General features: G+C 64.3%; 11 protein-coding genes. 6 read left to right on the top strand and 5 right to left on the bottom strand.

Features of this window, described 5'->3' with window-relative positions; all coding sequences use genetic code 11:
• The first annotated feature begins 185 nt into the window (after positions 1–185).
• The 3 genes from ahpC to FMM79_RS17420 all read left to right on the top strand — a co-directional run bounded on the left by ahpC (position 186) and on the right by FMM79_RS17420 (position 2,965).
• Entirely contained in the window at positions 186–749 is a 564-nt protein-coding gene (gene ahpC, locus FMM79_RS17430) for an alkyl hydroperoxide reductase subunit C (RefSeq protein WP_039388232.1), read from the top strand.
• 199 nt (positions 750–948) lie between these two features.
• On the top strand, positions 949–2,562 hold the full coding sequence (ahpF, locus tag FMM79_RS17425; RefSeq protein ID WP_148628700.1) for an alkyl hydroperoxide reductase subunit F: 1,614 nt from the start codon (positions 949–951) through the stop codon (positions 2,560–2,562).
• A gap of 217 nt (positions 2,563–2,779) precedes the next feature.
• Positions 2,780–2,965, top strand: coding sequence for a hypothetical protein (locus FMM79_RS17420; protein ID WP_148628699.1), 186 nt, complete (start codon positions 2,780–2,782; stop codon positions 2,963–2,965).
• 286 nt (positions 2,966–3,251) lie between these two features.
• Here the strand turns inward: FMM79_RS17420 and FMM79_RS17415 are convergent, their stop codons facing one another.
• The 3 genes from FMM79_RS17415 to FMM79_RS17405 form a co-directional block, all read right to left on the bottom strand.
• Positions 3,252–3,830: a Smr/MutS family protein gene (locus FMM79_RS17415; RefSeq protein ID WP_148628698.1), complete on the bottom strand. Its 579-nt coding sequence runs from the start codon at positions 3,828–3,830 to the stop codon at positions 3,252–3,254.
• Entirely contained in the window at positions 3,827–4,987 is a 1,161-nt protein-coding gene (locus tag FMM79_RS17410) for a murein transglycosylase A (protein ID WP_148628755.1), read from the bottom strand. Before FMM79_RS17410 ends, FMM79_RS17415 begins: the two co-directional genes overlap by 4 nt.
• 192 nt (positions 4,988–5,179) lie before the next feature.
• On the bottom strand, positions 5,180–5,872 hold the full coding sequence (locus FMM79_RS17405; protein WP_148628697.1) for a Tim44/TimA family putative adaptor protein: 693 nt from the start codon (positions 5,870–5,872) through the stop codon (positions 5,180–5,182).
• Positions 5,873–6,200: 328 nt separating this feature from the next.
• Here FMM79_RS17405 and secB point away from each other — a divergent pair, with 328 nt between their 5' ends.
• The 3 genes from secB (at position 6,201) to trpS (ending at position 9,518) form a co-directional block, all read left to right on the top strand.
• Complete coding sequence (gene secB, locus FMM79_RS17400; protein WP_039388241.1) at positions 6,201–6,716, top strand: protein-export chaperone SecB; 516 nt, start codon at positions 6,201–6,203, stop codon at positions 6,714–6,716.
• A gap of 150 nt (positions 6,717–6,866) precedes the next feature.
• Positions 6,867–8,480: a murein biosynthesis integral membrane protein MurJ gene (murJ, locus tag FMM79_RS17395; protein ID WP_148628696.1), complete on the top strand. Its 1,614-nt coding sequence runs from the start codon at positions 6,867–6,869 to the stop codon at positions 8,478–8,480.
• A gap of 18 nt (positions 8,481–8,498) precedes the next feature.
• Positions 8,499–9,518 (top strand): tryptophan--tRNA ligase, encoded by a 1,020-nt coding sequence (gene trpS / locus FMM79_RS17390; protein WP_148628695.1) that lies wholly within the window; start codon positions 8,499–8,501, stop codon positions 9,516–9,518.
• A gap of 68 nt (positions 9,519–9,586) precedes the next feature.
• On the opposite strand, the gene FMM79_RS17385 is transcribed toward trpS, so the two are convergent.
• Both FMM79_RS17385 and FMM79_RS17380 read right to left on the bottom strand, forming a co-directional pair.
• Positions 9,587–10,546 (bottom strand): glycoside hydrolase family 76 protein, encoded by a 960-nt coding sequence (locus tag FMM79_RS17385; protein WP_240339286.1) that lies wholly within the window; start codon positions 10,544–10,546, stop codon positions 9,587–9,589.
• Between the two features lie 131 nt (positions 10,547–10,677).
• Entirely contained in the window at positions 10,678–11,319 is a 642-nt protein-coding gene (locus FMM79_RS17380) for an MOSC domain-containing protein (protein WP_148628694.1), read from the bottom strand.
• Positions 11,320–11,567: the final 248 nt, after the last annotated feature.

The following is an 11,567-nucleotide window of genomic DNA, read 5'->3' as shown; positions in this document are numbered from 1 at the left end:
CGCTTGACCCAATGATGCCGGCACAAACCGCAGACCTCCGCCGATAATCGACTAATTCGCTAAATCGATCACCCGGTAATCGCGTAAATCGATCAACCCAATCGGATCATCCCGCTACAAAATGTGACCCGGTCCGCCTATCTCAGCCTCGTCAGTTCAACACACCCAAGCGAGGGAGATTTCTCATGGGTATCATCGGCAGCAAGATCCAGCCGTTCACCAACACCGCGTTCCAGCAGGGCAAGGACTTCTTCGACGTCTCCGAAGGCGACATTGCCGGCAAGTGGGCCGTGTTCTTCTTCTACCCCGCCGACTTCACCTTCGTTTGCCCGACCGAGCTCGAAGACCTCGGCGACCAGTACGAAACCCTGCAGGGCATGGGCGTGGAAGTGTTCGGCGTTTCGACCGACACGCACTTCAGCCACAAGGCCTGGCACGACACTTCGGAGAAGATCGGCAAGCTCAAGTTCGCCTTCCTCGGCGACCAGAACCACGAGCTGTCGAACAAGTTCGGCGTTCTGCGTGAAGCCGGCCTTGCCGATCGCGCCACCTTCGTCGTCGATCCCGACGGTGTCATCCAGATCATGGAAATCACCTGCGAAGGCGTCGGCCGTAACGCGGTCGAACTCGTCCGCAAGATCAAGGCTGCACAGTACGTGCGCAACAACCCCGGCCAGGTCTGCCCGGCCAAGTGGGAAGAAGGTTCGGAAACCCTCGCTCCCTCGCTCGACCTCGTCGGCAAGATCTAAGCCCGACGCGACAACGTATCGCCGGGCGGCCTGAGCGCCGCCCGCGATATCCGGGTCGCGTGCGGACGGTGCGCGGCCCGGGATCTCCCTTCCCCGGAAGCGCCCCCGTGCGCGGCCGGAAGCGAAGCGGCAGACCCCGGACCGCCACCTTCTCCTCCCTCACGCATTTTCTTTCTTCTCTCCCCGAAAGGACCCCGACATGCTTGACGCCAATCTGAAGCAACAGCTCTCCCAGTACCTCGGCATGCTGCGCGAACCGATCGAGCTCGTCGCCTCGCTTGGCGAGGATGCGAAGTCGGCGGAAACCCGCGAGCTGCTCTCGACCATCTCCGAACCGTCCGACAAGGTCTCGGTCAGCTTCGATGGCGATGATGCCCGCAAGCCCAGTTTCGAAATCCGCCGCGCGTCGAACCCGCAAGCCTGTGTGCGCTTCGCCGGTGTTCCGCTCGGCCACGAGTTCACCTCGCTTGTCCTTGCCCTTCTGTGGGCAGGTGGCCACCCGCCTAAGGTCGAAGAGGACGTGCTCACCCAGATCCGCGAGCTCGAGGGCGACTACGAATTCGAGATGTACTTCTCGCTCTCGTGCCACAATTGCCCCGACGTGGTGCAGGCGCTCACGCTGATGGCGCTCAACAACCCGGGCGTAAAGGCCACCCTGATCGAGGGCGGTGCCTTCCAGACCGAGGTTGAGGATCGCGGCGTCATGGCCGTCCCGGCCGTCTTCCTGGACGGCGCCATGTGGGGCTCGGGCAAGATGGACGTGGCCGAGATCCTCGCCAGGCTCGACACCAAGGCGGGCGAAAAGGCTGCGGCCAAGCTCGCCGAAAAGAAGCCTTTTGAGGCACTGGTGATCGGTGGCGGCCCGGCTGGCGCAGGCGCAGCGATCTACACGGCGCGCAAGGGCTTCTCGACCGGCATCGCCGCGGAACGTATGGGCGGCCAGGTGCAGGATACCATGGGCATCGAGAACTTCATCTCGGTTCCCTACACCGAAGGTCCCAAGCTCGCCTCCGCCCTCGACGCGCACATCGCCGAGTACGACATCGACACGATGCCGCTGCTGCGAGCCAAAAAGCTCATCCCGTCCAAGGACGTGGGCGGCTACCACGAGGTCGTCTTCGAGAACGGCGCCTCGCTCAAGGCCCGCTCGCTCATCCTCACCACCGGTGCGCGCTGGCGCCAACTGGGCGTGCCCGGTGAGGCCGAGTATCAGACCAAGGGCGTGGCCTACTGCCCGCACTGCGACGGCCCCCTTTTCAAGGGCAAGCGCGTCGCGGTCATCGGCGGCGGCAACTCGGGCGTCGAAGCGGCGATCGATCTTGCCAACATCGTGGGCAGTGTCACCCTTATCGAATTCGACACCCAGCTGCGCGCCGACCAGGTGCTGGTCGACAAGCTGAAGTCGATGAAGAACGTGACGATCCTCACCAACGCCCAGACCACCGAGGTCACCGGCGATGGCTCGAAGGTCAATGGCCTCAAGTACAAAGACCGCGCGAGTGACGAGGAAAAGACCATCGAGCTCGAAGGCATCTTCGTGCAGATTGGCCTGGTCCCGAACACCGAATGGCTGAAGGACAGCGGCGTCGAACTGTCGAACCGCGGCGAGATCGTGATCGACCATAAGGCGGCGACCAACATTCCGGGCATCTTCGCCGCAGGCGACGCCACCACGGTGCCCTACAAGCAAATCATCATCGCGATGGGCGAAGGCGCCAAGGCCGCCCTTTCGGCCTTCGACTTCCTGATCCGCAACGAGGCTCCGGCCGAAATCGCCCAGGGTGCACAGGAAGCGGCCGAAGCCGTCGCATGAGACCACACCGAACCCAGCGGACGTGAACAGGGGCGGGAGCGCGCAAGCGCTTTTCCGCTCCTTTTCCGTCGCAGGCCAAACCCGCAAGAATGCTGCACCTGCGAATGCAGCGAACCGAACCGCCTCTCAGGCCCGCCTGTAATCTGCAGGAAACCGGAAAAAAGTGCTCAGATTGCGGCGGGTTGAAATTTTCAGCTTCTGCGTGTATATCAGGCCCATGACCAACAATATTTCAGAATTCTCCCGCTTCACCTACCTAGACGAAAACTTTCAGGATCTGCGCGACTACTGCGAAGACAAGGGCATCTGGATTTGCCAGTCTTTGCGCCGTAAAGGCCCTCTTACTTTTGCGCTCGCAAGAAACGAGGAAGTAGCCTCCGAACTGAGCACCCGTTTCAGCTGATCCATTCAAAAGCCGCGCCCAAAAGGACGCGGCTTTTTCATTGCCCGCGTCTTGTCGATGCACACGCGGCAGGCATTTCCCAGAAAAACGAAGAACTTCCCGCAACTTCCCCTTCGGGGCAGAGATAAAGGCTGGAAGAATGATTCCGCAGGCCCTGCCCCTCGCCCCCCCCAAAAAAAAGCTGTTCACCGCACCTTGCGCGCGCCAGGCCGATTTACAACGGCGAAGCAGCCGATTGCGGCGTCAAAGGGGTGCTGCCCCCCTGCATCATCTCTTTCTTGGACCTTCAGCGACGCCGTTTGAGCACGATGTAGAGCGCGCCCAGCCCGCCATGCCGCCGATGCGCACCGCGAATGGCGACGATGTCACTCGCGTGCTCGCTTACCATCAGCCAATCCTTGATCTTGGCACGGATAGCGCCGCGCCGCTCGCCGCGATCCATGGCGTCGACCGGACGCGGCTTACCGGTGACGACCAGCACCACCCGCGCGCCCATGGCCTTGCCCTGCGACAGTCCATCCATGAGCCGCCGATACGCATAGTCCAGGTTCGATCCGTGGAGGTCGAGGCTGAAATCGGGAACGAGCGTACCCTTGGCAATCCGTCGCTCCCAGGAGCCGTCAAGATGCAACTGGGTCTCGCCCTTGGGCACTTTCACCGGAGCGGGCTTGGGCATCAACGGGGGCGGAACACGCCCCTTTACCTTGTTTGCGGCGACCGGCGGGGCGGGTTTCCCCTTCTCGGCAGGCACAGCTGCGTTAGAATACGGGCGCCGCATCGCAGGTTCAAGCGGCTTGACGGTGCGCGCGACCTCGCCCCAGAGGCGCGCCTCATCCTCACTCAGGCGGCGTCCCGGCCGTCTCACAGCGCGCCCAGACGCGCCAGGGTGCCCTTGGGCAGCAGGAGCAGTGCGCTCCCGCGCCCCGTCATGTCGCCTGCCGTCACACGCGCCTCCTCACCGTTGCCCCAGAACGTATCGAAGCGATTGGCCCCCTTGATCGCCCCGCCGGTGTCCTGCGCAACCCATAGGCCATCGGCCTCATGCCGGTCGAGATCGAGGAATACCGGGGCGCCCAGAGGCACGAACTTGGGATCGGTCGCGACCGAGACGTGCGCGCGGACCGTCACGCCGAGCGCACCCACGGGCCCGTCGCCGGTTAGTTCGCGGAAGAACACGAAGGAGCGGTTCTCACGCATCAGCGCGGCGCCCTCTTCCGGGTTCTCGCGGATGTACTGCATGATGCCCTGCATCGAGGCAGCATATTGCCCCGGCCCATCGCCCAGCAGCCCGCGCTGGCGCATCAGGCTGCCGATGGCGGTATACCCGTGGCCGTTCTGCCCTGCATAGCCGATGCGCATGACCTCGCCTTCCGGCGGGCGCAGCATGCCCGAACCCTGGACCTGGAGGAAGAAGACCTCGACCGGATCGCACGCCCAGGCGATGACAGGAGCACGGCCCTGAAGCGCCCCGTCTTCGATCGCGGCGCGGTCGTAATACCGGATGAAGTGCTCGTCCTCGTCATAGCGCCCGACCGGCATGCGCCCGTTGTCGAGCCGCTCCGCATCGCCCTCGCGTGCGCGCACGAGATCGTCTGGCATGCCGTAGACCGGCACGTCATAACCCGGAATATGATCGCGCGAACCCGCGATATCGGGCTCGTAGTACCCCGTCGCGAAGGCCGTACCTTCGCCTACGCGGACTGTCTCAAAGTAGGTCGCAAAGAAGCGCGACGCGTCCCCTTGGGACCAGGTTGCCGAAGCCGCGCAGGCCGGCTGCCAATCTTGGGGGCGGGTCAGGCCGCTCACATCCTCACGGACAAGGAGCTTGGCGCAGCTTTCGGCGAAACCGGCAAGCGCAGCGCCCGCATCCATCGCCCCTACCGGGAGCGAGGCGAAGGCTGGTCCCGGACGCAGGCCCGCCGCCAACGCATTGGTCGGCGCCGGGGCGGTCACGGAGCCCGGAGTTTCCATACGCCCCGCGCAAGAGGCCAGCAATACGGCAAGCCCACCCAGGAGCGCCATGCGGCCGAGCGCGGCATGCGAAGAGGCGAGGCAGCGCTCGAACAGGGACGCTGACAGGCGCTCTCGGACCACGGGGCAGACACTCCAGAAACATTCACATGAGACCCCGGATCTGCGGGGCCGACAAACGAAACGGGCAGTGAAGCGTTGCACCGCTTCCTGCCCGTTACCTGCGCACTCGCGCGGGAAAGATCAACCGGCGTCGGTTTCTTCGAGAATCCAGTCCGGATCGCTTGAACGCACCTGACGCGTGAAGGTCCAGACATCGACCGCCTCGATCGCATCGTCGAGCGAACCAGCCACGACATTGCCCTCGGCGTCGCGGGTCACAGCCGCAATGTCCGAACGAAAGCGCAGCGTGATGCGCGCCGTGCCGTCTTCCACGCCAGCCGCGACGATCTTGACGTCCTCGATCCGTACGAGACGGTTATCAAGGGTCTCGCCCGCCTCGATGCGCGCATCGATGGCGCTCTCAAAGCTTTCGTAGACCGGCGTATCGCACAAGGCACGCAGCTCGGCCTTGTCGCCCTTCCAGAACGACTCTAGCACGAGGCGGTAGGCGCCGCGGGCACCTTCGATGAAGGCCAGCGCATCGAAACGACGGTCCGCAGCAGCAATGGCAGCAAGGCCACGTTCGGCGGTGGGCGAGGTTACCGGCACTTGCTGGATGCGCGAGTCCTGCCCAGCCCTCTGGGACTGGTCGTCCGAGCGGAGTTCGGGGCGGCGAGGCGCTTGGGGCCGCGGCGCACCGGGCTGTCCCTGCTGCCCCTCGAAGCGTCCGGCAATGGGCTCTTCCTCATGCTCGGCTCGGCGGCCCAGCACGGAATAGAGCCGCAGGCCGAGAAACGCTGCGATCATGGCCAGGATGACGATTTCCGGTGTCACGTTCGTGTACCCATTCCTTCCTTCGGCCCCGCTACCAGGTACTTTGCGCCTGCGTTTGCTGGGACCGTAATCTTCGTAACATAACCCCATGTAGGTAGCATTGACAAATGAACAACGCGTGTGCGGCCGGATCGGGGCATTTTTTCGACATAGCGGGCCAAACCCGGGGCGAGAATGCACCTGCAGCCGTCTAACCGCACAACGGGCCCGCAACTGGGGTGTTCCACGAAGCGCAAAAATGCTCTAGCGCGCGAGAATCGCTTCCTTGCGGCGCCCTATCGCCCGAGGCAGCCGGACGATCAATGGATTAAAGCGGGAAATCACCACCATGGCCGATGAAGGCAACGTCATCTCCGATCTCAACCTCGGCAACGGGGGCGATGCAGGCCCCAGCGCCGGGATCATCTCGCAGTACATCAAGGATCTCTCGGTCGAGAATCCAAACGCGCCCCAGTCGTTCCAGTGGCAGGACACGCCCGCGATCGACGTGCAGTTCAACATTGCGGCCAAGGCCATCGAAGGCGAAGTCCACGAAGTCGAACTGAAAATCACCTGCGCGTCCAAGTGCGAAGCGGGCACGGCCTTCGTCGTCGACCTCAGCTATTGCGCACTCGTGGGCATGCGCGGCCTCGACGATGGCCAGGCCCATGCCTTCCTCTTCGCCGAAGCTCCGCGCATCCTCTTCCCCTTCGCGCGCCGTGTCGTGGCCGATGCCGTGCGCGACGCCGGTTTCCAGCCGCTCATGCTCGAGCCGATCGACTTCAACGGCCTCTACATCCAGCAGCTCCAGGCGCAGCAGCAGCAGGGCGCAACCGCGGGCGATCCGCCGATGGGCAACGCCTGATCGAAGACCCAAGCTGCGTACACATTGCGCAGACCTGATCTTTCGGGGGAGAGGACCATCCCTCCCCCGACGTTCCCCCGTGATGGAGGCCGGCCGGTCCGACAACGGGGTCACTCCGGCACCGGCGTGTAAAAGAGGGCATCTGAGGCCATGAGTCTTGTCCGCAACGTCGGCACCATCGGCGGGCTCACACTGCTGAGCCGCATCTTCGGGTTCGCGCGCGATATCCTCCTCGCCCGCGTCCTGGGCGCAGGGCTTGCCGCCGACGCCTTCCAGCTTGCTTTTGTCCTTCCCAACACCTTTCGGCGCCTCTTCGCCGAGGGCGCCTTCTCAGTCGCCTTCGTGCCGATGTACACACGCACACTGGCCGCGGATCCGTCCGAGGGCGGCGGCGAGGATGCCGCCAATCGCTTTGCCAGCGATGTCCTTTCGGTTTTTGTGTGGGTCCTGCTCGGGTTCTCGGCGATCGCGATGATCGCGATGCCCGCAATCGTCTGGCTGCTGGCGGGCGAATACCAAGCGGTCCCCGGCAAGTTCGAACTGGCCGTTGCGCTCAGCCGTACGACCTTTCCCTATCTCGGCCTTGTCAGCCTCGTTGCAATGCTTTCGGGCGTGCTCAACGCCCATTCGAAATTCGCGCCCGGCGCTTTCGTGCCGGTGCTCCTCAACGTGGTCCTCATCACCGGCATCGTCACCGGCTATTTTCTCGGCAAGGCAAGCGGTTCGGACCAGATCATCGCCTGGTGCGTCGCCATTGCGGTGAGCGCGTCCGGCGTCGCGCAGCTGGTCTACATGGCCTGGGCCACGCGCAAGGCGGGCGTGAAGCTTCAAGTCCGGGCCCCGCGTTTCACCAAGGACGTGCGCAAGCTGGGCATGCTGATCCTGCCCGCCACCTTTGGCGCGGGCGTTTACCAGATCAGCCAGTTTGTCGACACGTTCTTCGCAACGTCGCTCGAGCAGGGCTCGCTCACCCTCTTGAAATACGCCGACCGCCTGAACCAGATGCCGCTGGGCATCGTGGGCATTGCGCTGGGCACCGCTATCCTGCCCATGCTGGCGCGGCACATCCAGTCGAACGACGATGCCGGCGCGCAGCGTCTTCAGGCCAACGCGGTAGAGATCGCCTGCCTGCTAACCCTGCCTGCCGCCGTCGCGCTTTCCATCTGCGCTCCCGCCTTCGTCACCGCCTTCTTCGTAGGTGGCAAGATGACCCAGGCCCATGGCGACACGATGGCCGCCATCGTCGTGGCCCTGGTCTGCGGTTTGCCCTCCTACGTGCTGGTCAAGGTCTTCCAGCCCGCCTTCTTCAGCCGCGAGGACACCCGCACGCCAGTGTGGATCGCGGCCGGGACGCTGATCGTGAACATCGGCGTCAACATCGCGGTTGTCCCGCGCTTCGGCATCGTCGGCCTGGCTGGTGCTACTGCCTTCACGTCCACGCTCAACGTGGCAACGCTCTACACCATCCTGCAGCTGCGCGGCTGGTTTCACTTCACCGTTCGGCTCGGTTCGCGCATCGCGCGCCAGATCCTGGCCAGTGCGGTCATGGGCGCCGTGCTCTGGGTGCTGATGCCGCTGATGGCTGGGCGCTATGGCGGCAACGTCTTCGAGAAGGTCTGGTCCCTCGCCGCCCTGTGTGTCTCGGGCATAATCGTCTTTTTCGTGATCGCCTATCTCGTCGGCGCCCTCGACAAGGACCTCCTTGCCCAGCTACGGCGGCGCCGACCGGCCGCCAAAACCGAACCGGTCACTCCTACGGAATAACCACAGGCACGAAAATCCATGCGTATCGTCTCCGGCATCCAGCCCACGGGCAACCTTCACCTTGGCAACTACCTGGGCGCCATCACGAACTGGGTGAAGATGCAGGACGACATCGCCGCCGAGGGTGGGCAGAGCCTCTACTTTCTCGCCGACCTGCATGCGATATCAATGCCGCATGACCCCAGGACGCTTTCGGCCAACACCCGCGAGATGACCGCCGCACTCGTCGCCTGCGGGATCGACCCCGACCGCTCGATCCTGTTCAACCAAACCCAGGTCCCGCAGCACGCCGAGCTGCAATGGCTGCTGAACGGCACCGCGCGCATGGGCTGGCTCAGTCGCATGACCCAGTTCAAGGACAAGTCGGGCAAGAACCGCGAAGGCGCGTCGGTCGCGCTGTTCACCTACCCGGTGCTCCAGGCTGCCGACGTGCTGCTCTACCAGGCCACCCACGTTCCTGTGGGCGAGGACCAGAAGCAGCACCTCGAGCTCGCCCGCGATATCGCGCAGAAGTTCAACAATGACTTCGCGAGCGAGGACGCGCCGGTCTTCACCCTGCCCGACCCGATCATTCCCCCCGAGGCCGCGCGCATCATGTCTCTGCGCGACGGTTCGGCCAAAATGAGCAAGTCCGACCCCTCCGACATGGCCCGCATCAACCTCACCGATGATGCCGACACGATCATGAAGAAGGTCAAGAAGGCCAAGAGCGACGCGGAACCGCTCCCCAGCGAAAAGGCGGGCCTGGAAGGTCGGGCAGAGGCCAACAACCTCGTCGGCATCTACTCGGCCATGACCGGGCAGAGCGTGGAGCAAATCCTCGCAGATTTCGGTGGCGAAGGCTTTGGCAAGTTCAAGCCCGCGCTGGGCGAAGTGCTGGTGGAGAAGCTAGCCCCCATCAACGAGCGCTTCAACGAACTGCGCAAGGACTACTCTGCCCTCGACGCGATCCTCGCCACGGGCGCAGAAAAGGCTCGCACGCTGGCGCTGCCGACGCTGCACGCGGCCTATGATGCGCTGGGCCTCGTACGCGGCTAAGTGACGCACAAGGGATGGGTGCGAGAGCTACTGGCCTCGCCCCCTCTTCCTGTTCGTCTCCCAGACGCTCAACGCCCTGCCGCCAGCAGCATCGCGGCGCCGGACATCTGAGCGGCCGCGCCGTACTGGCCCTTGGCCCCAGTCCAGTCGGAATCGATGGGCCCTTCCCCCTGTGAACTGGTGCGCCAGATCGCCTGCGCATTGCGGCGGGCGGCCTCGCGCAAGGCCTCCTTGTCCGAGCCCTCGGGCAGGGCATCCATCAAGTAGGCAAGGTGGAAGGCAAAGATGCCCTTGAAGGCCAGCCCATCCGCGCCGATCTGCTCCACCGGCTCGCGCAGGGTGCCATTCGGATGGGTTAAGGTGGCAAGGGCACTACGGGCCGTTGCCACCGCCCGGGCGCGGTAGATCGGCGCGCCGGTTATCTCGGTGAGGTCGGAGAGACCCGAAAGTAGCACGCCCTGATTGTAGGTCCAGCGCGGCTGGCCATTGTTGCGGCAGATCCCGGTCCTCGCATCGATGACGAGCCCGTCGTTCACCAGCCCGTCTTCACCGATCATGCCCGAGGCCCCCAGCCACCCCCAAGTGCGCAGCGCCCAGGCGCGGTACTCCTCCTGCCCCGTTGCCCCGTAGAGGCGTGTCGCGGCGGTCAGCAGAAGCTCATTGGTGATCGCGTTCTTGTAGGTGCGCCGCGGGTTCCACCACATGCCGCCGCCGCAAGTATCATCCCAGTAGGTCCGCACCAGGCTGGCAAACGTGCGTGCGGCGTAGTCCAGCAGGGCCGGATCGCTCTCCATCTGCCAGCCATCGACACTCGCGATCACCGCCCAGAGCGCGTCGTCGTTGAGCGCAAGGCGGCTGTGGTTGCGCAGCGCCGCGTGGATGCGCGTGTCCCAGCGGGTATCGCCGGTGCGCGCGCGATAGGCCATGAGCACTTCGGCCAACACGAAGCGCTGCCAGCCGCCTGCGCGCTCCCAGTCACCTTCCGTCCCAAGGTCCTCACGCCACCAGCGCGCATCAAGGGTGCTCAAAGCCTGCCCCGCGCGCGCGTGCCACACCGCAGCCGTACCTGACGCTTCCTTCGGAGTCTGCGCGGCCCCGGCAAGCGGCACAAGCGAAAGTGCAGCACCAAGCGCCAAAGCGGCCCACCATCGCATCACCTTCACCCGAGCAGCTTCACGCGGCGTTTTGCCCAGGCCTCGGCCAGCGGCGTCACCTCACCCAGCGCGTCGAGCGCGGCACGGTTCTTCTTGTGATCTCCGGCGACAAGCAAACCAAAGACGCGCGCCACGCTCCAACCCGGATAAGGTCTCTCGACAAGCTCCAGCGCATCGCCAGCCGCAACCTCGCCCTCTTCCAGCACGCGGTAGTACCAGCCCGAACGCCGCGTCTCGACGACACCGGCCATAACCTTTGCGCCATCGAAGCGGTGATCGAGCTTCCAGCAGGGCTGGCGCCCCTGCGCCACTTCGACCAGCGCGCTGCCCATCCGGAAGCGATCCCCGATGCAGACCTCCCCTTCGCTCAAGCCCCGGGTTGAGATGTTCTCCCCGAAGGCCCCTTCGCCCTCGAGCAGCGGATGGCCGCCGAGTACTTCGCGCCAGTAGGCATAGTGATCGTGGGGATAGTGATGGATCGCCTTTTCCGGGCCGCCATGGACCGAGAGGTCGGCCTGCCGATCTCCTTCCAGCCCCAGCCAGCCGACCTTCACCGGCCCTTCCACGGCCCGCTTGGCGATGGCGCTATGTTCATCGGGCCCGCGAAAACGCGCCACCGAACCGCGATTGACCGAAAGAATACGCATGAACCGGACTCGCTTTCCCCGTGCAAAGTGCCTATATCACAGGGTGTTGCCTAACCCCTGTTCGACGTGCGGAAAATGGAAAATCGCGCAGGTCTGCCCGATTTACGCGTTTGCAGTTCACCGCAAGCCCGGCGCCATTCAACCGCTATTCAGACCCGGAACGGCAATGTCGTTAAGAGCCTCATCGGTTTGCCCCTTGCGCGGGGCCGGGAATTCAACCCTGCCGATTGCCCAGACAGAGGCCAGTG

The organism is Novosphingobium sp. BW1 (genome assembly GCF_008107685.1).
In the GTDB taxonomy this organism is placed as follows: Bacteria; Pseudomonadota; Alphaproteobacteria; order Sphingomonadales; family Sphingomonadaceae; genus Novosphingobium.
Note: the sequence above shows the minus strand (reverse complement) of the source record. Positions and strands in the feature narration are given on the sequence as shown.